The sequence below is a fragment of the Nocardia gamkensis NBRC 108242 genome (assembly GCF_001612985.1).
GTDB classification, from domain to species: Bacteria; Actinomycetota; Actinomycetes; order Mycobacteriales; family Mycobacteriaceae; genus Nocardia; species Nocardia gamkensis.
Window position 1 is genome coordinate 1 of the sequence record NZ_BDBM01000032.1, and the last position, 20,170, is coordinate 20,170.

Genomic DNA, 20,170 nt, shown 5'->3' on the forward strand with positions numbered 1-20,170 from the left:
AAGCCTATCAGAATGTCTACACTCTGCGCTGGAGATTTCTTCCTACCCGGACAAGGCTCTTTCTCAGAGTCCGGTCGGCCGGCATGTCACCACGGCACTACTCCTCCGTCATCGAAGAACCCGCCGGTCGGTCCGTCGTCGGGCAGGGTCGCCAGGCGCACCGCGATCGCCGCGCCCTGCGCCGGTGTGCGGACGCCTCGAAATCCGTTGAGGTCGGTTGCCGTGAAGCCGGGGCAGGCTGCGTTGATCAGGATGTTGGTGTCGCGCAGCTCCTTGACGTATTGGACGGTGACGGCGTTGAGGAACGTCTTCGACGCCGAGTAGGCCGCGGAGATCGGGCCGGTATCGGCACCGGGAGTGGTCTGCCGGGTGAGGGAGCCGACCGTGCTGGACATGTTCACGATCCGAGGGGATGCCGAGCGCCGCAGCAGCGGCAGCACCGCGTTGGTGACGCGGATGACGCCGATCACGTTGGTTTCCACGGCGGTCCGCACTGTCGCGGGGGAGACGGCGGAGGGCGTCTGCGGCATGCCGCCGGTTATGGCTGCGTTGTTGACGAGCACGTCGAGGCGTCCGAAACGGTCCGCGATCAGGTCTGCGGCGGCGGCCACGCTCGCGTCGTCGGTCACGTCGAGCGGTACGCCGAACGCGTCGGCGCCGCCCGCCCGCAGCTTCGCCACGGCGGCTTCGCGGCGCTGTTCATCCCGGGCGCCGACGCCGACACTCCAACCGAGGGCGCCCAAGCCGGCCGCGATCTCGTACCCGATGCCCTTGTTCGCGCCGGTCACCAACGCGATCGTCTGTTCACTACTCATACGGCGATCCTGTTCCGAGCCGCGACGGGGCGTCCAACACCGAGTGGGTGGCAAGCGATACCGCTCAGGTATCGGCGCTGGTGGGCGACGGATACCATGGGCGTCGTGGAGACCCGGGAGCTGCGATACTTCGTCGCCGTCGCCGAGGAGTTGCACTTCGGACGGGCGGCGCAGCGACTCGGGATCGCGCAGCCCCCGCTGTCCCGGGCGATCGGGCAGCTCGAACGGCGGCTCGGTGTGGTGCTGCTGCGACGAACCAGTCGTGCCGTCACCTTGACCGAGGCCGGGTCGGTGCTGCTCGGGGAGGCCAGGGCGGCGCTGGACGCGGTCGAGGCCGCCGAGCGACGCACCCGGCGCGCTGCCCTCGCCGCGACCGGCCGGGCCGGCGTGGTCTTGGCGACGAAGGCAGGAGCGTCCGTCGAACTGCTGTCCAAACTTCTCGACGCCTACGCCGCCGAGCCCGGCGCGGTCACCATCGATGTGCTCCTGTGCGGGATCGGTGAGCAAGAGCGACTGCTCCGCGACGGACGGGCCGACGTGGCTCTTCTGCACCGGCCGTTCGACGCGACGGCCGGGTTCGACACCGAGGAGCTGTACACCGAGGAGCAGGTCGCGCTCCTGCCGGCCGGGCATCCCCTCGCCACTCGGCCCTACGTGCGGATGGCGGAGGTCGCCGCGCTGCCGGGCCTGCCGATGCCGCGCTGGCCCCGACGAGACGGCACCTACCCCGACGGCCCCGGTCCGCTGGCTCGCGACCATACTCAGCTGCTCCAGTTGATCGCCCTCGGACGGGCTTCGGCGATCCTGCCCGAGTCCGTGCGGGCACATCTGCGCGGCGACCACGCCGCCGTGCCGGTGCTGGACGCCCCGGCCGTCACGACAGTGATCGCGTGGCCACCGCACAGCCGCTCGAAGGCCGTCGCCGATCTCGTGCGGACTGCTACCCGCCTCTAGCCGATTCCGCACGATCTTCACACCCATGAGCGTCATCGGTAGATCTACTGGTGGCGAGATCCACCGGCGGCGGCGCGCTATCGCTGGAGCGGACCAACCCGAAACAAATCAGCCGGACCAACCTTCGTACGCGCTCACCGCTTCCAACGGGCTTCCAGTATCGTGCCGACCGCGGCGGTGATATCCAGCTCGGGGTCGAGGGTGGCGGCGGCGCGCAACCCGGCCGCGGCCATCTCGAGCATGCAGTCGACCATATGCTCCACGTCGAACGGTTCGTCGTTCTGCAACCAGTAGACGGTGGCCTCATCGAGGGCGCCGATACTCGACCGCGTCATCATGCGCAGGGCGGGGACCTCCGGGTCGAGGCCGAGCAGCGTGCACCACCTCTCGATGGCGCGCCATCGCCCGGCTTCGAATGCCTCCCCGATCTCGGCGTCGGTGGTGCGCCCGCTCAGAACCAGGCGCAGCGCCAAGCCGCGGTGCGCGGCGAGATATCGGAAATGGGCGGCCAATGCGGCCCGGATCTGCTGGGCGGTAGAGAGGTCGGGATCCAACCGCTGTGCTCGGACGATCTTGTCCGAGGCATCGCGCATTGCCTCCAAGTAGATGCCGCGTTTGTTCCCGAAGTAATGGAAGAGCAGCCCGTGGGCGACACCAGCGGTCTTCGCGATATCGGCGACGGCCACCTCCTCGTAGCTCTGCGCGGAGAACACCTCGACCGCGGCGTCGATGAGCCGCTGCCGGGTCTCGGCGGCCTGCGCCGCCCGCGCCGTGCGCCCTTTCGGTGCTGCCGAGGTCATCGGTACCCCTTCCGTCAACGGCCTCCAGTCCGATAGTGCTGGGTTACCAGGCGAAACACAAGTTGATTTCAAGTCGTTGACATGAAGTCAATCGACGCCGTAGCCTGTGACATGGCGCTCATGCGATCCGCCGCATCCCGCCCCGAGCGAAGCGACCGGACGGTCTTCGCCATCAAGCGGAGCCGCACCTGTTCCGCACCGGCCGATAACTGTTCAGTGTTTGAGGAGTTTCGATGCGTAATCGCATTGCCACCCCGAGCTATGAGCCCGACATGTACTCCCGGGCAGCGATTCTCGACCCGTACCCGCACTACGCGCGGTTGCGGGATCTGGGTCCGGTGGTGTGGCTGACCGAGCAGCGTGCCTACGCGGTGCCGCGTTACGCCGAATGCAAAGCCGTACTGCTGGACGACGAGACGTTCGTTTCCGGCGAGGGCGTCGCGTTGAATCCGGTGGCGAACCGGCTTTCTCGTGGTACCACCCTCAACAGTGACGGCGAGGAACACAGCCGTCGGCGCGCGTTACTGGCGCACCGGCTGACACCCAAGGCGCTGCGCACGATGCGGGAAACCGTCGACCGGCAGGCAGTGGCGGCGGTCGAGGCAGCGGTCTCGCAGGGTGTGATCGACGGCGTCGAGCTCGCGACCGCACTGCCGATGTCGGTCGTCCCTGATCTGATCGGCTGGCCAGAGCACGGCCGCGAACACCTGCTGCGCTGGGCCGCAGCGACATTCGACTCGCTGGGACCGATCAACGGCCGATCGATCCGGACCGCTGCCACGAGCGCGCAGATGATGCGCTTCACCCGGCGGCTCGCCCGCGACCGGGACCTGCTGCCCGGCAGTGCGGGCGAGGAGGTCCTACAGGCTGCCGACGAAGGCAACCACCCGCGTTCGGAATGTCCGGCGCTGCTGATCGATTACCTCGCGCCTTCGCTGGACACCACGATCGGCGCGATCTCCAGCGCCCTGTATCTCTTCGCTACCCACCCTTCCCAGTGGCAGATGCTGCGGGCGGACCCGGCGATGATTCCGAACGCGGTGAACGAGGTGGTGCGCTACGAGTCACCTCTGCGAGCGTTCTCTCGCAAAGCAGTGCGGGAAACCACGGTGTCCGGCACCACGATCCCTAAAGGTGCGCGGGTGGTGGTCATCTACGCCTCCGCCAACCGAGACCCAGAAGAGTGGAAAGACCCGGACACCTTCGATATCCGCCGCGACGCCTCCCGCCAACTCGGCTTCGGGCATGGCACTCACGGCTGCGCCGGACAGGGCCTGGCCCGGCTGGAAACCCAAGCGATACTCCGCGCACTGGTCGATCGCGTCGAACGCATCGAGATCGCCGGCGCAGGCGAATGGGCGATGAACAACATCATCCACCGCTTCGAACGCCTTCCCCTGCAATTCGTCCCCGCCTGAAAGGCTACCGCGATGAAGATCTCCGTCGACTACACCCGCTGCGAAGGCCACGGCCTGTGCGCCGAACAAGCTCCCGCCGTGTTCAGCCTCGACGACGACGCCGAACTGACCTACCGATTCGAAGGCACCGACGTTCCGGACGAGCATGTCGCCGTCGCCCGGGCAGCCGCAGACTCTTGCCCGGTAGCCGCTCTGCGAGAACACCCATGAACCCCGCCCGACTCGATCGTCATCGTCGGCGAGGCGATCACGGGATCACCGCCTCGCGTGAACTACGCGCCGCCGGTCACAGCGTTTCGATCACAATCATCGGCGCCGACAGCCGCGGACCGCGGCGGTCGGAAGTGGTCTTGCACGACCCGCCGTCGAACACGATGGGCTGTGACGGCGTCCATCCGCACGTGCTCGTCGGGCCGGACGAGCACGTAACCGGGAGCACCACGGACCATGCCGCCTCCGCCGCGTCGCAACTGCAGCGTTGCCTGACAGCCCACCCCACCCGAATCCCGACGACCGGAAGCGTCGGATCGTGTCGATCGATGTGAGCACCGCTCATGTAAGGATCGCTGCTCGACCAAGACGCTGCTCCCACCTCACCCCGCTACCGCATATGAGTAGTCCGCTACGCGGCCGTGCGTTCTGTGCCCGCGCCGATGAGGGTGACTCGTCGACGTCGCTCGCCCCGGGTTGACGTAGTCGGCTACTCGTGCCGTTGGTTCATTGCCTGGGCACGATAGCCAGTGTGAGGTAGCCGAGATCCGTCCGCTGTACGTCTGCCGAATGAAGACCCACGCCGCGATCGAGTGATGAAATGGTGCTCATCGAACACAATGCCCCGCATAGGACGTGTTCCCAGCTCACATTGATCGAGGAATTCGCCCTGCACAGCGGTGGCCGCCGGATTTCCGTTCCGCACGCTGCCGAACGGGTGCTGACCTATCTGGCACTGCTGAATCGACCGGTTTCCCGTGGCCGCCTCGCCGGTGCGCTATGGCCGGAATGCGCTGGTCACTGCGCGGCGCAGCGTCTGCGAACCGCTCTGTGACGCCTGCGCCGCATTCAGGACGCAGTCGTGGAGATCAACGGTGATCGGCTTCGCCTCCATTCGAACGTGGCCGTCGATCTGGCATACCTGAGCGAATTGGCGCAGAGACTGGTTCACCAACCGTGCTCGGAGGACCTCGCACGCGTCCCGCTGCTCCTGAATCGCGCAGCTCTGCTGCCGGACTGGGACGAGGAGTGGGTGGTCATCGACCGGGAACGGTACCGATTGGTCTGGGTCGCGGCGCTGGAAGCGGCGGCCGAGTCGTTGCTGCAGCGTCGACAGGTCGGCGCCGCCCTGATGGCCGCGTCGGCGGTGGTGGCAGCAGAGCCGCTCCGGGAAAGCTCCCGCCGGATCCTGATGCGTATCCATCTCGCGCAGGGCAACAAGATCGACGCCCTCCGGGAATACCAGCGATACCGAGGCCTGCTGTCGGCCGAGTTCGGCACGGAGCCGTCGCCGGAATGCGACGAACTTCTCCTTCGCGTCCACAAGTGCGGCGCCGCGACGATCGAGTCGCTCCCGAAGCTCTGACACGAGGCACACGGGCGCCGTATCGACGGGTGGCGTAGGTCATCGGGCACTGCCGTGCCGGGACCAACGGTGAAGTGACGGCGATGTGACGCGCATGAGGAACACTCCGCCGGTAGGGAACCTGACCACATCACCCTCTGCTTCCAGGCGGTTGCATCATGAATTATCGCGAACAAATCCAGGCGGCGTGGTTGAAGCAAATCGAGGCCGCCGCAGAGCGTTACGTCGAGACCGAGACCAAGCGTGAAGACATCGAGCAACGTCGCAAAATAAAGGACAGCCCGGTTGTCGACTCTCCGGAACAGATCAGCGCTCGGGCGCAGCGGCTGGCGACCAGCGGCGAGGTGCCGGTCGAGGCCATGATCGAAGCAGGCAGAACCGAGCCCTCCGACCGGATTACGACGCTCGAACGAATCATCGGCGCCAGCAATGAACTCCAACCGGTCAACTTCCTTTGCCGCGGCGCTCGCACGGCAGCCACGGTCGCGCGGATCTCGCTGAGTCGTAACGGCCGAGAAGTACCTATGGGCACCGGGTTCCTGGTATCGCCCCGGTTGCTCCTGACCAACAATCACGTACTTCCCGATCAGGACACCGCCCGGCAGGTCGTGATCGAGTTCGGCGCCGAGACGACGATCGACAACGATCCCCGCCTTCCCGCGCGGTTCCGTCTCGACCCCGACTTCTTCGTCACCGATGAGCACCTGGACTTCACTCTTGTGCCGGTCCGTCCCGGCGCCGACGGCACCCCGCCCGGGGATGCCGTCGGCTGGTGGAACCGCCTGATCGTGGACCAGGGAAAGATCGTCATCGGTGAGGCGATGAACATCGTCGGCCACCCGATGGGCAGGCTGAAGGAGATCGGGATCCGCCGAAACCAGCTCGACTTGCAGCTCGATGACTTCTTGCACTATTCGACCGACACCGAACCGGGGAACTCCGGCTCGCCGGTCTTCAACGACCAGTGGGAAGTCGTCGCGCTGCACCACTCGGGGGTACCGCGCACCGACGATCAAGGCCGGATTCTGCGCCGCGACGGCGCAGTCTGGCACGAGGGCGACGGCGACGACTCGATCGCCTGGACCGCCAACGAGGGGGTGCGCATCAGTGCGATCCTCACGCACCTGGCCGGACTGCGATGTTCGGCGCGCGACCAGGAACTCCTCACCGAACTCGGTCCCGACGCCGGGCCGGTCACCCGACCACCGGCGATCGGCCACCGCGTCGCACCTGCAGAGGACCGCACCGAGCTGATACCTGCGGTGCCGCGTGAGAGCACAGAACTCCGCCATGGCCTCACCGCCCGAGCAGGGGCCTTCGGCGGCACACGTCATCTGCTGTTCCTGCACGGCCGCAGCCAGCACGGCCGGGATCCCGAGCTCGTGCGCCGCGAGTGGACCGCCGGACTCAACAAGGGCCTCACCCTCGCCGGGCTCACTCCGCTCGATCCCGCGGATGCGTACTTCCCCTTCTACGGCGACCGCTTGGCAGCCCTGCTGCAGCCCATGGAGGGAACGGCTCTCGCGCCTGAAACCATGGCGATCGACCATGCCCTCGCCATGGCGCCGACCACGCCGCCGGCTCGCCAGCTGTACGAACAGATTCTGCAGAACGCTGCCGCGGATGCCGGCATGCCCGACGAGGACGATCTACCGGCCGACCGCATCGAGGTAGAAGGACTCGGTTCGATCGGCAGTGCGATCGTGAGCAGGTTGCAGCGGCAGCTCAGCTGGCTGGCTGCCCGCACCGACCTGGACGAGCTCATCATCGCCCAAGTCTTCCGGGACGTCGCCATGTACCTGGCCGACGAGCAGATCCGGCAAGCGGTACTCGACTGTGTCCTCGAGACCGTCCCCGCTTCGGGACGGCTCACCCTGGTCAGCCACAGTCTCGGCACCGTGGTCGCGATGGATGTGCTCACCCGGCTCCAGCCCCAGCTCGACGTCGCCGTGCTGCTCACTCTCGGCAGTCCCCTCGGGCTGGACGCGGTCCACGGCAAACTCCTCGTCCGAGGACCGCACCGGCCGGAGCGCGTCGGCGACTGGCTGAACGCCTGGTCCGCGGTGGATCCGATCACTGCCGCAACACGAAGGCGCCGCAGGCTGCGGTGACGCCTCCGTCAGATGTGCCGGATCGAAACGTGCTCGCCGCCGATCTGTCGGATGGCCTCAACCCCGCGCGGGCGGTCAACGGGCCTGCGGATTCCTGGTCAGGGCGACCGCGCCGAGGGCAGCGGCGACCAGCCCGACCGCCAGGGACAGGAAGCCGCCGACGATCCCGTATCCGGTGCCGGGACCGCCTTTGGCCGCTGCCACGACCAGCCCGCCGATCACCAGGCCGGTCACTCCCGCAGCCAGCGCGGTCGTCGCGGCGCGGCGTCCGGTGTGGCGGATGAGGACGCGGACGCCGGTGACGACCCCGACAAGTCCCACCGCGACACCCACCAGGGACCAGAAACGCCCGGCGGTCAACCCTGAGGCGCCCGACTGGGCAAGGATTTCCGAGGCGGCGAGTACATGAGAAACGGACACGACATGCTCCTTCTCCAACGACTGAGACGTGGCCCATCCTCTCCGCCGCACCCGCTTCCGGTCGTCCTGCGCGCGCAGGCACTTCACGCTGCCGCAGAGGGCGTACGAAACCACAAGGAGTACTGCCCGCGCAGTAGACGGTGATCATTCCCGTGCACGACGTCCCAACGCGGGCATGGGGTTAGGGTGCACCCATGGAACGGCTTCGGGACTGGGCGATCGCCGTGGGCATCGCGGTATTCCAGCTCGTCTCGGGGTTGTCCGGGCCCGCGATCGGGTGGGTGCTGCTGGTCGCAGGCGGGCTGTCGTCGGCCGCGAGCCGCCGAGCGCCGGTCGTGGTGCTGGCGGTGACGGGGCTGACCGCGTTGGCGTACCAGGCCCTCGGGGTCGATGTGCCCGCGGTCGCATTCTTGTTCGCCGTGTATGCCGCGTTCCGCGCGGGGCAGCGGGTGGCGGCTGTGGCGGGGTCGGTGCTCATGGTGCTCGTCATGCCTTTCGCGTTGCTGATCTCGCCGCGCGGACTGCTCATGGGCGAGGCGTTCGCGGAGACCCGGGGCGTGCTGCAACTGGCATGGTTGGTCGCCGCGGGCGCGGCGGGTGAAGCGCTGCGGCAGGCCGAGCGGCGGGCCGAGGAGGCCGAGCGCACGCGCGAGGAGACCGCACGGCGGCGGGCCGACGAGGAACGGCTGCACATCGCTCGCGAGTTGCACGACTCGCTGACCCACCAGATCTCGGTGATCAAGGTGCAGGCCGAGGTGGCCGTGCACCTGGCCCGCAAGCGCGGCGAGCACGTGCCAGAGGCGCTGCTGGCGATCCTGGCGGCCGGTCGCGAGGCATCCCGGGAACTCAGGGCCACCCTGGAGGCCCTGCGCGACGACCGCGCACCGTCGCACGGGCTCGATCACGTGCCGGAGCTGGTGGAAAGGGTCCGCGCGACCGGCCTGGACGCGAGATTGACGGTCGAAGGGCAGCGTGCGGCCCTGCCCGCGGCCGTGGACCGGACCGCCTACCGGATCGTCCAGGAGTCGCTGACCAACATCACCCGGCACGCCGCCGCCGCCACCGCCTCGGTCCATATCGAACACCGCCCCGACGCCCTGGTGATCCAGGTGGACGACGACGGCCGAGCCACACCGGACACCATGCCGGTGCCGGGTGTGGGGCTGCTCGGAATGGGAGAGCGGGTCACCGCCCTCGGCGGCCGGTTACACACGGCGCCCCGCGGCGGGGGCGGTTTCACCGTCTGTGCCGAGCTGCCCGTGGAGCGGGCGCCTTGATCCGCGTCCTGCTGGTCGACGACCAGCCGCTGATACGCAGCGGTTTCCGTGCGCTGCTCGACGTGGAGGACGATATCGAAGTGGTGGCCGAGGCCGCCGACGGCGCGCGGGGCGTCGAGCTGGCCCGCGAACACCTGCCCGACATCGCACTGATGGACATCCAGATGCCTGTCGTGGACGGCATCGAGGCGACCCGGCGCATCGCCGCCGACCCGGCCCTGACGGGGGTGCACGTGGTGATACTGACCAACTACGGCCTGGACGAGCACATCTTCGACGCCCTGCGCGCCGGTGCGGCCGGGTTCCTGGTCAAGGACATCCATCCGGAGGACTTCCTGCACGCCGTTCGGGTCGCGGCCCGGGGTGACGCACTTCTCGCGCCGTCGATCACGCGCAAACTGATCAACCGGTATGTCAGCCGGCCACCGGACTCCGGTGAGGCTCCCGGTCTGGCCGGGCTGACCAACCGCGAGCGGGAGGTCGTCACGCTTGTCGCCCGGGGCCTGTCGAACGACGAGATCGCCGAGCACTTGGTGATCAGCCCGCTGACCGCCAAGACCCACGTCAACCGGGCCATGACCAAGCTCCACGCCCGCGACCGCGCTCAACTGGTCGTCCTGGCTTACGAATCCGGCTTGGTGACCCCGCGCCGAGCCTGACCTCCACCTCGCCTCGCTCGGCCGTCCGCTCAGCCCCTGCCTCGAAGCTGCTCGGGGCCACGGCCGGGCGTTGCGACCGCAGGCCTTCGGTTCACCCGGCCGTCCAGGGCTGCAATTTCTCCGGATTCCTGATCGCCCAAATGCGGGTGATCCGGCCGTCGGCGATGTCGAAAGCGTAGACCGTGACAATGGTGTCATCGAGCCGTGCCACCAGGCCGGGCTGGCCGTTCACCGTGCGCTCCACCAGGGTCACCGCAGGGCCGTAGGTGGCGATTTCCATCCAGGCGCGGGCGATCTGCTCGCTGCCGTGGATCGGGTCGAGGAAGGCCAGTGCCAGGCCGCCGCCGTCGGCCGTCGCGGTAGCCTGTGGATCGAGCAGCCCGATCAGGGCCTCGATATCCCCTGTCTCCCAAGCTCGTTTGAAATCCCGGACCACCTCGGCGCGCTCGGTGCTCGACGGACCCCGGGTGGTATCGATGCGGCGGCGGGCGCTGGAGGCGAGCTGGCGACAGGCCGCGGGAGTGCGCCCGACGATCTCGGCGACCTCGGCGAAGGAGTAGCGGAAGACGTCGTGCAGAACGAACGCCACTCGCTCGGCCGGAGTCATGGAATCCAGCACGACGAGAAAGGCCATGCTGATCGACTCGTCGAGGGTGACCCGGTCGGCGGGATCGACGGAGTCGGGACCATCGAGCCATTCGGACCGTCCGGGTACCGGCTCCGGAATCCATTCGCCCACATAGCGTTCCCGCCTGGCGCGCGCCGAACCGAGTAGATCGAGGCAGATCCGGCTGGCGACCGTCGTCAACCACGCGCCGGGCGCATCCACCTTCCGTCGCTGCGACTCCGACAGCGCGTACCAGCGCGCGTAGGTCTCCTGCACCACATCCTCGGCCTCGGCGAGGGAGCCGAGCAGACGGTAGGCGAGGTTGATCAGCTGTCGGCGTTCACTGATCACCGCGCGCAGGTGCGGGTCGGTCATGGTCGTCTCCTTCGGTGTGTGCGTCCTCACCGAATTCGACGAATCAGCGAACCGATTTGTGAGGCGGCCTGACATTCCGGACGGCTGCGTCGTCGGAAGGTTGTGACACCTTCAGCAGAGCAGGAGTTCCGGAAATGACCAGAATCGGGATTATCCTCGGCAGTACCCGCCCCAACCGCAACGGCTCGCAGGTCGCCCGGTGGGTCCTGGAAACGGCATCGCAGCGCGGCGACGCGGAGTTCGAACTGATCGATCTGCGCGACCACCCGCTACCGCATCTGGACGAACCGGTGGCGCCGATGTTCGGTCCGTCGAGCAACGCGCATACCCGCGCCTGGGCCGAGCGGATCGCCCCGTTCGACGGCTTCGTGGTGGTGACCCCGGAGTACAACGGCGGGGTCCCCGGAGTACTGAAGAACGCCTTCGATCACCTGTTCGCGGAGTGGACCGACAAGGCGGTCGGATTCGTCTCCTACGGCGTGAACGGCGGCGCTCGCGCGGTGGTGCAGCTACGCACAGTCTGCAGCACGTTGGGTATGGCCGACGTGGGTTATCAGGTCACGATTTCGGTGCTCACCGATTTCGAAAACCACACCACCTTCACACCGCGCGATCATCATGCCGCCGCCCTCGACAAGACGCTGGATCAGCTCATCGCCTGGAGCACCGCATTGGCGCCGCTGCGGACCGGCACCGAAACCACTCTCATGAATTCCTGAGGAGCCGATTATGACCGGAATCAACAACTTTCAGTCAGCTGACACCGAGGCCGATGAAGTCGAGCTTCGCCGAGCAATCGACAAGGTGATCGAAGGGCTGCGAATCAAGGATCTCGAGGTCCTGAAGCAGATGTACACGCCCGACGTCGTGTCCTTCGATGTCGAGCCGCCGCTCCAGCATATCGGGATAGCGGCGAAACTCGAGAACTGGGCGAAGGTGTTCCTGTTCTTCGAGAGTGTGACCTATGAGGTCCGCGACCTGACGTTCACCGTAGGCGGGGATGTGGCATTCGGGCATGCCTTCGCTCGGCTCAGCGGCACGTTGAAGAACGGAGCGGCAACGAGCGGTATGTGGGTCCGGGTCACGTACGGCATGCGGAAGATCGACAACGCCTGGCTGATCGCTCACGACCAGGTCTCGGTACCGCTCGACATCTCCAGTGGCAAAGGCGTGGTCGACCTCGAGCCCTGACGGGCCGCCGAAACGTTGTCGAGAACCTGACGCATCGCTCGAGACGTTGTGATGCCGATATCCGGTCGCATCGAAGGCCCGGGGCCGCCCACCACAGCGGCTCCGGGCCTCGCCTGACGCCTTGCTTCTCCTGATCGGCCCCCGAAGCCGGCGGTGTCGATCGTCGAGTCTGCCCGCTGTGACCGTGGCGTCGGCCGAACCGGCGGCCGCCACGGAGAGCCCGCGTGGCGGATGCCGGATCGGACAGCAGGGTGCCGGCGGGTGATCGGATGACGTAGCCCCAGGTGATGCGCGGAGCAGACAGCCGTCGAACGAGTGGCGCAACCTATTCGATCGCTTTGGAGATGATGTCGTCGGCGAGGGGAGCGACCGCCGCGATGATCTCGGCCGTAATAGCCGGTGGCGTACCAGCCGCTCGGAGGGACTGGGTCAGATGTTCGGCGACGCGGTCGAAGTGGTGCCGGGTTATGCCTCGACCTTGGTGGACCTGCTTCATCCGCGGCCCGGTGTATGGCGTCGGTCCTCCCAGGGCGGCGGCGAAGAACTCGACCTGGCGGCCCTTCACTCGCGGCATGTTGACGCCGGTGAAAAATGGCGCAAGTTCCTCGTCGGCCAGGATGCGGGCGTAGAGGTCTTCTACGACGATTTCGAGGGCAGCGTGGCCCCCGGCCCGGGCGTAGAGGGTGCGGTCGTAGGGCGTGGCCGACGTTGTGTCCACGGTGGGCTCCTCGGATTGCGGGCGATCAGATGTGCGTTCGGAGACGGCGACTCGGCATGTCGGCAATGACGACGGATTCGGAGCTGCCGAGCGGTGGAGGCCGGTCAGGGTGACATCTCGCTGAATCCGCTGAGAACTCGAAGATTCCGTAACACCTTCGGTTCTGATATCGCCGCTCACGCCAACCTCCGTACTCGCTCGGCGCCACGGGGTCGCACACCAGAGCGCCGCCCTGCTCGCTTCGCCGCACTCGATGCCGCCCAGTTATGTTACTGCATATTCCATAGAGTATGCGACCGTCGCTGGTGTCTGCCATCCGGTGCGACACCCGATTGGAAGTCATATGAAAGTGCAGTTAGATCCACATATAGTGCATGGTTTTACAGATCTCCAACAGGCAGCTTCCCGGTCAATTAAGTTATTCGCTATGCTGTAGCAAACGCTGGTGCTGCGGGCGGCGAAAATCACGATGCCTGATAGCAGGGCGATACCCGCTGCCGGCCGGGCTGGACCCCAGCGCAGGGTGCCGCGCCTTTCGGTGTCCGGTGTCGAAGCGCGAAGTCGTCCACGCCCGGTAGGCGCGGCACCGGCCACGGCGGCGCGAGGACTCGGACGGCGGTGTAGCCCAGTGACCCGGCTCCGTGGGGGGTGACGGACGTGCGGTCGCCGCGTCGACTGCGGAGGACCATAACGCCCCGGCATCGGGGCCGCGCGATCGGCCGTCCGCGTGGTGCTCACTCGGTAGGCTCGCGCGTGGTATCGGGAGGCGAGCACCGATGGCGGGAACGGATCGCTGGTCATGGCGGCGTGTCCTCGGTACGGATGGCCCGGCGGCAGCGATCTGTATCCGGTTGTCGGTGGGGCTGGTGTTCCTCAGTGAGGGGATCCAGAAGTTCCTCTATCCGGACAAATTGGGCCCCGGCCGGTTCGAAAGGATCGGTATCCCGGCCCCGACCTTCTTCGCGAACCTCGACGGCGTCGTCGAGGTCACCTGCGGGCTCCTGATCGTCATCGGACTGCTGACCCGCTTCGCCACGCTGCCGTTACTGGTCGATATCGTCCTGGCGATCGTGCTGACCAAGTTGCGTGAGCTGCGCCCGGGCGGGTTCCAAGGAGTAGAAGGCATCTGGGGGATGGCCCACGACGCGCGCACAGATGTAGCGATGCTGCTCGGGCTGATCTACCTGCTGTGGGCCGGGCCCGGCCGCTGGTCACTGGACGCCCTGCTCACACGGCCGGAACCGCCAGGACGCCGACGATCGAACCGGTGACTCCGAGGCATAGTCCCTCGCCAGGTCCCGCAATCTTGCCTCAACGAAGCACGGTGATCATGACAGGATCTTGATCATGCCGATTTCCACCAGTTCGTTCGACCATGTTCGCTTGACAGTGACCGACATCGACAGATCCCGGGCCTTCTATGACGCCGTCTTCGGATGGCCGATCGCGTGGGAGTGTCCTGCGGACGCGGACGAAGCCACCCGTGCGCGATTCGGGTTCCTCTTCGGCGGTGTGATCTACCAGATGGGTAATGCACTGCTGGGGCTTCGCCCTGTCGCCAGCGACGAGTTCGACGAAGATCGAGTAGGACTCGACCACCTCGCCTTCGCCCTCGCCACTCGGTCGGATCTCGATTCGGCGGCTGCCTTGCTCGACGAACTCGGCATCCCGCACGAGGGGGTGAAAGATCTCGGTGCCATGTACATTCTGGAATTCCGCGACCCGGACAACATCGCGCTGGAGTTGGTCGTACGCAAGCAGTGATCGCCCCTTCCCGGAGAGCCTCGGCATCCGCGGTGGCACATATGACGCATGGAAGTCGTCCTGGTCTGAGCCGTCTCAACAGTTGGCGGGGACCGTGTCGCCCGTGAGCCGGACCTCGAACCGGATCGCGCCCGGGCTCTGCGCGGGCAGGACGATGGCCGCGCCGCGCCCGGGTCTCCAGGTCCGGTGGACTGGGATGTAGTGGCGATCACACACCAGGCATTTCCGGTGAAGAGCATGAGCCGGGTCAGGGTTTGCGTGCTGTGGCGACGATCGTGGGCACGATGGCCAGTGCGAGGATGCCGCCGCCGATGGCCAGCGTGGGATAATCGGCAGCGGCGACGACCAGTCCCGATGTCATGCCACCGGTGGCGCCGGCGATGGCGATGGTGACGTCGAGGATGCCTTGTGTTCTGGCGCGGGTCGCCAGCGGCACGGTGTCGGTGATGATCGCGGTGCCCGAGACGAGGCCGAAGTTCCAGCCGAGCCCGAGCAACGTGAGTGCGGTCGTCAACAGGGTGACGGAGTCGTTGGGGGCACAGGCGGCGACTGCTCCGGCGCCGAGCAGAGTCGGCCCTGAGGCCGCTGCGATGGTGAAGTGGCCGAAGCGATCTACGAGCCAGCCCGTCACCGGCGATGGCAAGTACATCGCGCCGATATGGATGGAGATGACCAGGCCGGCGGCGGTGGTGCTGTGGCCGTGGTCGCGCATGTGGACGGGTGTCATCGTCATGACCGCCACCATCACGAACTGAGTGAGCACCATGACAACTACACCGGCCCACACGCCGGGGCCGCGCTTTTCGACCGCGGGACGCGGCGGAATGTCGGCATCATCAGGCTGCGCGAGGACCCGGTCGGCCTCGCGTGTGCGGGCGAGTAGCAGCGGGTCGGGGCGCAGCCAGATGGCCAGTACCACTGCCGCCGACGCGTATGCGGCGCCGGCGAGCAGGAACGGTCCGGCCAGGTGGGGGATGCCGAGTTCGTGTGCCAGGTCGCTGGTCGGCGTGGTGAGGTTGGGGCCGGCCACGCCGCCGAGTGTCGTGGCGACCAGCACGGTGGACACGGCACGGGCGCGGTGGGCGGAGTCGGCCAGATCGGCTCCGGCATACCGGGCCTGCAGATTGGTGGAGGTTCCGGCGCCGTAGACGAACAGCGCGGCGAACAGCAGGATCGGATTGTCCGCGATGGCGGCGGCGATAATTCCGACGCTGCCGATGGCGCCGGCCAGGTAGCCGGCGACCAGGCCGGTGCGGCGGCCGCGGGCTTGCGAGATGCGTCCGACGGTAACGGCCGCCAGCGCGGAGCCCGCGGTGCCGAGCGCACTGGGCAGACCGGCGAGGCTGGTCGAGCCGAGCATGTCCTGCGCCAGCAGTGCACCGACGGTTAGGCCCGCCGCCAGTCCCGCTCCGCTGAGGGCCTGCGCGGCGACGAGGACGAACAGGGTGCGACGCTGCGCCCGGGCGCCGGGGGCATCGCCGGTGTGGGCAGGTACCGAAGTCGTCACGACGGACTCAGACCCTCTGGCCGAAATCGAGGCGGTCGCGGAGTCCGGCGGCGGTGAAGGCGGCGACCAGTTCGGCCCGGCCTTCGGTGAAGTGTGCCCATCCCTCGTAATGAACGGGAACAACCTGACGCGCACAAAGGATCTCGGCGGCCGCGGCGGTCTGGGCACTGTCGAGAACGATCGGCGCGCCGTCGAAGAGAATGGAGAAGCGGGGCGCTCCAGCGAAGAGGATGGCTGTGTCCACCGGCGCGAAACGTTCGGCGATCTGCTCGACCGCGGTTAGTGAGGCGTTGTCACCGCTGACATAGATGGTGGGCAGGCCTTCGCCGGTCAGCACGAATCCGACGACCTGGCCGGTGACGGGTTCGACCTCCTCGCGGGTGCCCGGCCCGTGGATCGCGGGCACGCCGGTCACGGTGATCGTGCCACCGCCGGGGCGATCCAGCTCGATCGACTCCCAGTCGAGGAGGCCTTTGGCGCCATTCCCCAGGCGTTGCCCGCCACCCGGCGTGGTGAGGGTGAGCGGCACTTCGGCGAGCAGGGCACGGCCGGAGTCGTCGAGATTGTCGGGGTGCTCGTCGTGCGAGAGCAGAACCACGTCGACGCGACCGAGGTCGGCCGGGGTGGCGGCGGTCGGCGCGGTCTTGGTCAGCAGGCCGCCGGGCTGCGGGAAGTCACGAGGCGCATCGAAGGTCGGGTCGGTGAGGAACCGCAGCCCGCCGTATTCGAACAGGGCGGTCGGCCCGCCGAAGATGCGCACGCGGACATGCTGGTCGGTGGGGCTTGCGGGGGATGCCACTACGAACTCCTCACGGATGAAGTTCAATCTATCCGTGAGGAGGGTAGGTCGTTCTCACGGATAAAAGCAACTTGTAACATGAGAGTTGTGAAAGACGTGCGAGAGATCTCGACCGGCGGGCCCGCCTTGCCGTCCGCACCAGGGGCCGAGCAGTACCTCGCCCTCGATTTCGCCGACAGCGCCTATGCGCTCCCCGGGGGGCACTTCATCGACCTGCTCGGCACTCCGGCATCGACGAACCGGTGGCTCGCCGAACGTGGCCTCGCTCCCGCCGATGCGGGAGTGCAGGAAATGTGCGCGACGCAGCTGCGCGCACTACGCGAACACATCAGGGCATTGTTCGCTGCCCGCGTCGCGCGCCGGCCCGCACTACCGGCAGCACTGGCCGCCGTCAACGACGCGCTGAGCAGAACCCCGACAGCCCCCCTGCTGAAATGGGATGATACGAACGGCCCCTACCGCGCCGCGGTATGTCCACCCAACGAGATCCTCGACCGCGCGCTCGCGACGCTCGCCGCCGACGCCGCCGACCTGCTCACCGGTTCCGACGCCGATTTCCTGACTACTTGCGACTCCATCCCGTGCAATCGCTACCTGATCCGCCACGGCCGCCGTCACTGGTGCTCCACGCGCTGCGGCGACCGCGCTCGCGCAGCCCGCGCCTACGCCCGCGCCAAAGCGAACTGAGCGTGCCGCCGATCTCCCGAGCATTTGGCACCACGTGACCGCTGGACCCCGTGGGCCGGGGCTGTGTGGCCTCCGGCCCGTTTCCGGATATCAGTCGCGAGACGACCGATCCGATCAAGAGTCAAGCGGAGGCTCGCTTTCTGAAAGCGCTGTGCTCGTGCTGATTCGGCGGTAGCATCCTGGCCTGGGGAGGCGACTCCGAAGAGACCGTGTCCGGGGAGGAACGTGGATCTTGTGACGACCAACGATTTGATACCCACTCCGCGTCGCACACTGCTTCGTATGACAGTAGGCGTCGGAATAGCCGCTGCCGCCGGATGTCTGATCATGGAGAACGCTGCACCGGCTTCGGCCACACAGCGCCTTTGGAAGAGATGTGCGCGTTGCAGTGGTCTCTGGTTCTCGGGCAACAATACCCGCGGCGGCTGCCCAGCAGGCGACATCTTCGACGGCGGCCACCACGACGATGGAACGGGCGACTTCATCTTGAAGGAAGACCCTGATGGTGGCGAGGGTCAGTCCGAATGGAGGTGGTGTCGGCAGTGCCAAGGGCTCTGGTTCGAAGGGAATTTCGGCTTTCGCGGAATATGCCCTTCGCCTCAGTTCAGCGAACAACCCGGTCACGTGGCTTTCGGATCCGGCAACTACCGACTGGAAGACGTGACCAATCGGGACGGGGTAGGGGGATCATCCAAGTGGCGCTGGTGCCGCAAGTGTTCGGGTTTGTTCTACGACGGCCATACTCCGGCAGCCTCGGGTGTTTGCCCGGCCGACCGTCAGCACCACGACATCATAGGGAGCGGTGACTACATTCTCCGCGCGGCGGAATCCACACGTCTACCGTCACCACCCTACTGATCTAACAGGCGAACGCACGTGACGATGATGCTTTCCCGCACGGCGGAATCGTCGGCGTCGAACAGGCCGAGGCAACGAGCGGATAGTTCGTCTTCCAGTTCACCTCGTCGTTTGCAGCCCGGCCCGGATTATTTCTCGAATGGGCTTGTCGCAGTGGCTTCCTGCGCGTAATCGGCACCGGCTATCGATTCCGGCACGAAACCTACCGACAGTGGTTCCGACAACCCCGCGTAGGAGTCGCATAGCGATAACCTCCCTTCGGCCAGAACAGTTCGCACATCGGCATGCGCGTGCGTCCGGCATCCATGCGCGCCCCATAGGGTGGTAGCCGACGGTCCGGTCCGTCGAGAGGAGTTGCCGATGGATGCCGAACACTTCCTGCCGTTCCGCAAGAGCGCGGTGATCTCTCTGTGCGCCGACGAGCTTCCCGACGCGGAACGCGAATCGTTCGCCGAGTTCGCGCGGCTGCTGGCGGCGGTGGTGCATCACGAGTTCCATGTGCGTGGTGAGACGGTGCTCGACGCCTATCACGTGGTCGACCCCGCGGAGGATGAACGGGCCATCCGTGCCGCTACTCCCGAGGACCGGGCGGCGGCACGGGCACGGGTAGAAGCCGAGCTGGTCGCGCTGGCCGAGGCGGCGGATTTCACGCGCATAGATGCCGCTGAGATCGTGCGCGCCTTCGCCGAGCACTCCCTGGTGAAAGTGCGGTTGGAACTCGACGAGGAGCATATCGATACCGCGATGTTCTTCCGGCGCGGGGTATCACAGCGCACCGAGCAAGTTCGGTGGCTGTTCGGCTTACGGCGGCGCAGCGTCGAATTCACCAGCTACGGCAAGGTTCTCGTATACATCGCGTTCGCCGAGCGGCCGGAGGAGGTCGCGGATCGCCCCAACGGAGGTGTGCTGCTGAAGCTGTTCGGGAACGTCCCGAGAAACGACCTCGAGATGCTGTATCCGATCGTTCGGATCCGGATGCGACCACTGGACAAGCTGCTGATCGGCGTGCCCGCGGTGGTCTCCGGAATTATCGTGGTCGTCACGAAGCTGGTGGCGTCGCTGGGGCCGCTGGTTCTCTTGCTGGCGTTCTGGCTCGGGCTGCGCGAGGAATCCGTACGGTTGGATAAGGCCACGCTGCTCACCCTGGGCGCCGGTTTGGCGGCCTTCGGCGGTTACCTGGTGCGCCAGTTCTCCAAGTTCAAGAACCGCAAGATCAAGTTGATGAAGACGCTGTCGGAACACCTCTACTTCCGCAACCTCGACAACGACGCGGGAGTGTTCCACCATCTGCTCGGCGCTGCCGAGGAATCGGAGGTGAAGGAGGCCGTCCTCGCCTACCACTTCCTGCGCACCGCCGACCGGCCGCTCACCGCAGCCGAACTCGATCAGCGGGTGGAGGAGTGGTTCCGTCGGCGATGGGAGGCAACCTTCGACTTCCGGATCCGCGACGGGATCAGCAGGCTCCGGAAGTGGGAACTGCTCGTCGAGGACGAGCACGGCGCACTGGAGGCGGTGCCGCTGACCGAGGCGAAACAGCGGCTGGATCGTCACTGGGACAACCTATTTCGAATCCAGCGCGAAACAGGTGACACCGCGGCTGCACGGCGAGTCGGGGTCACCGCCGGCTGAGACGT

Annotated in this window: 20 protein-coding genes; 13 read left to right on the forward strand and 7 right to left on the reverse strand. The window is 66.8% G+C overall.

Annotated features, from left to right (window positions below; all coding sequences use genetic code 11):
* Positions 1-86: 86 nt before the first annotated feature.
* On the reverse strand, positions 87-815 hold the full coding sequence (locus NG1_RS23785; RefSeq protein WP_062974290.1) for an SDR family oxidoreductase: 729 nt from the start codon (positions 813-815) through the stop codon (positions 87-89).
* A 96-nt stretch (positions 816-911) separates the two neighbouring features.
* Here NG1_RS23785 and NG1_RS23790 point away from each other — a divergent pair, with 96 nt between their 5' ends.
* Positions 912-1,769, forward strand: a complete 858-nt coding sequence (locus NG1_RS23790) for a LysR family transcriptional regulator (protein WP_210750080.1) — start codon at positions 912-914, stop codon at positions 1,767-1,769.
* A 134-nt stretch (positions 1,770-1,903) separates the two neighbouring features.
* Here NG1_RS23790 and NG1_RS23795 read toward each other — a convergent pair whose 3' ends face one another.
* Positions 1,904-2,569: a TetR/AcrR family transcriptional regulator gene (locus NG1_RS23795; protein WP_062974292.1), complete on the reverse strand. Its 666-nt coding sequence runs from the start codon at positions 2,567-2,569 to the stop codon at positions 1,904-1,906.
* A gap of 233 nt (positions 2,570-2,802) precedes the next feature.
* Between NG1_RS23795 and NG1_RS23800 the strand changes: the two genes are divergently transcribed.
* The 4 genes from NG1_RS23800 to NG1_RS23825 all read left to right on the forward strand — a co-directional run bounded on the left by NG1_RS23800 (position 2,803) and on the right by NG1_RS23825 (position 7,674).
* Positions 2,803-3,987 carry a cytochrome P450 gene (locus tag NG1_RS23800; protein ID WP_062974294.1) on the forward strand — a complete coding sequence of 395 codons (1,185 nt, stop codon included), beginning with the start codon at positions 2,803-2,805 and terminating at the stop codon, positions 3,985-3,987.
* Positions 3,988-3,999: 12 nt separating this feature from the next.
* Positions 4,000-4,197 carry a ferredoxin gene (locus tag NG1_RS23805; protein ID WP_062974296.1) on the forward strand — a complete coding sequence of 66 codons (198 nt, stop codon included), beginning with the start codon at positions 4,000-4,002 and terminating at the stop codon, positions 4,195-4,197.
* 862 nt (positions 4,198-5,059) lie between these two features.
* Entirely contained in the window at positions 5,060-5,563 is a 504-nt protein-coding gene (locus NG1_RS23820; RefSeq protein WP_062974302.1) for a bacterial transcriptional activator domain-containing protein, read from the forward strand.
* A gap of 158 nt (positions 5,564-5,721) precedes the next feature.
* The gene (locus tag NG1_RS23825) at positions 5,722-7,674 is read left to right on the forward strand and encodes a S1 family peptidase (protein ID WP_062974306.1); all 1,953 of its coding nucleotides are present in this window, start codon (positions 5,722-5,724) and stop codon (positions 7,672-7,674) included.
* A gap of 75 nt (positions 7,675-7,749) precedes the next feature.
* Here NG1_RS23825 and NG1_RS23830 read toward each other — a convergent pair whose 3' ends face one another.
* Complete coding sequence (locus tag NG1_RS23830; protein WP_062974469.1) at positions 7,750-8,094, reverse strand: DUF6223 family protein; 345 nt, start codon at positions 8,092-8,094, stop codon at positions 7,750-7,752.
* A 194-nt stretch (positions 8,095-8,288) separates the two neighbouring features.
* Here NG1_RS23830 and NG1_RS38870 point away from each other — a divergent pair, with 194 nt between their 5' ends.
* Entirely contained in the window at positions 8,289-9,371 is a 1,083-nt protein-coding gene (locus NG1_RS38870; RefSeq protein ID WP_062974308.1) for a sensor histidine kinase, read from the forward strand.
* The gene (locus tag NG1_RS23840) at positions 9,368-10,030 is read left to right on the forward strand and encodes a response regulator (RefSeq protein ID WP_062974310.1); all 663 of its coding nucleotides are present in this window, start codon (positions 9,368-9,370) and stop codon (positions 10,028-10,030) included. Before NG1_RS38870 ends, NG1_RS23840 begins: the two co-directional genes overlap by 4 nt.
* A gap of 91 nt (positions 10,031-10,121) precedes the next feature.
* On the opposite strand, the gene sigJ is transcribed toward NG1_RS23840, so the two are convergent.
* Positions 10,122-11,012 (reverse strand): RNA polymerase sigma factor SigJ, encoded by an 891-nt coding sequence (sigJ, locus tag NG1_RS23845; RefSeq protein ID WP_062974312.1) that lies wholly within the window; start codon positions 11,010-11,012, stop codon positions 10,122-10,124.
* Between the two features lie 134 nt (positions 11,013-11,146).
* Between sigJ and NG1_RS23850 the strand changes: the two genes are divergently transcribed.
* The gene (locus NG1_RS23850; protein ID WP_062974314.1) at positions 11,147-11,731 is read left to right on the forward strand and encodes an NADPH-dependent FMN reductase; all 585 of its coding nucleotides are present in this window, start codon (positions 11,147-11,149) and stop codon (positions 11,729-11,731) included.
* A 10-nt stretch (positions 11,732-11,741) separates the two neighbouring features.
* A complete protein-coding gene (locus NG1_RS23855) occupies positions 11,742-12,203 on the forward strand; it encodes a YybH family protein (RefSeq protein ID WP_062974316.1) in 462 nt (153 codons plus the stop codon).
* A 325-nt stretch (positions 12,204-12,528) separates the two neighbouring features.
* On the opposite strand, the gene NG1_RS23860 is transcribed toward NG1_RS23855, so the two are convergent.
* Positions 12,529-12,921: a group I truncated hemoglobin gene (locus tag NG1_RS23860; protein ID WP_062974318.1), complete on the reverse strand. Its 393-nt coding sequence runs from the start codon at positions 12,919-12,921 to the stop codon at positions 12,529-12,531.
* 776 nt (positions 12,922-13,697) lie between these two features.
* Between NG1_RS23860 and NG1_RS23865 the strand changes: the two genes are divergently transcribed.
* Positions 13,698-14,192, forward strand: a complete 495-nt coding sequence (locus NG1_RS23865; protein WP_062974320.1) for a DoxX family protein — start codon at positions 13,698-13,700, stop codon at positions 14,190-14,192.
* Positions 14,193-14,268: 76 nt separating this feature from the next.
* On the forward strand, positions 14,269-14,685 hold the full coding sequence (locus tag NG1_RS23870) for a VOC family protein (RefSeq protein ID WP_062974322.1): 417 nt from the start codon (positions 14,269-14,271) through the stop codon (positions 14,683-14,685).
* 247 nt (positions 14,686-14,932) lie between these two features.
* On the opposite strand, the gene NG1_RS23875 is transcribed toward NG1_RS23870, so the two are convergent.
* Positions 14,933-16,192, reverse strand: a complete 1,260-nt coding sequence (locus NG1_RS23875; RefSeq protein WP_062974324.1) for an MFS transporter — start codon at positions 16,190-16,192, stop codon at positions 14,933-14,935.
* Between the two features lie 7 nt (positions 16,193-16,199).
* Positions 16,200-16,991, reverse strand: a complete 792-nt coding sequence (locus NG1_RS23880; protein WP_062974471.1) for an MBL fold metallo-hydrolase — start codon at positions 16,989-16,991, stop codon at positions 16,200-16,202.
* 87 nt (positions 16,992-17,078) lie between these two features.
* Here NG1_RS23880 and NG1_RS23885 point away from each other — a divergent pair, with 87 nt between their 5' ends.
* Together NG1_RS23885 and NG1_RS23890 are read left to right on the forward strand one after the other, a co-directional pair.
* A complete protein-coding gene (locus NG1_RS23885) occupies positions 17,079-17,678 on the forward strand; it encodes an ABATE domain-containing protein (protein ID WP_210750078.1) in 600 nt (199 codons plus the stop codon).
* 1,218 nt (positions 17,679-18,896) lie between these two features.
* Positions 18,897-20,165, forward strand: coding sequence for a TMEM143 family protein (locus NG1_RS23890; protein WP_062974328.1), 1,269 nt, complete (start codon positions 18,897-18,899; stop codon positions 20,163-20,165).
* Positions 20,166-20,170: the final 5 nt, after the last annotated feature.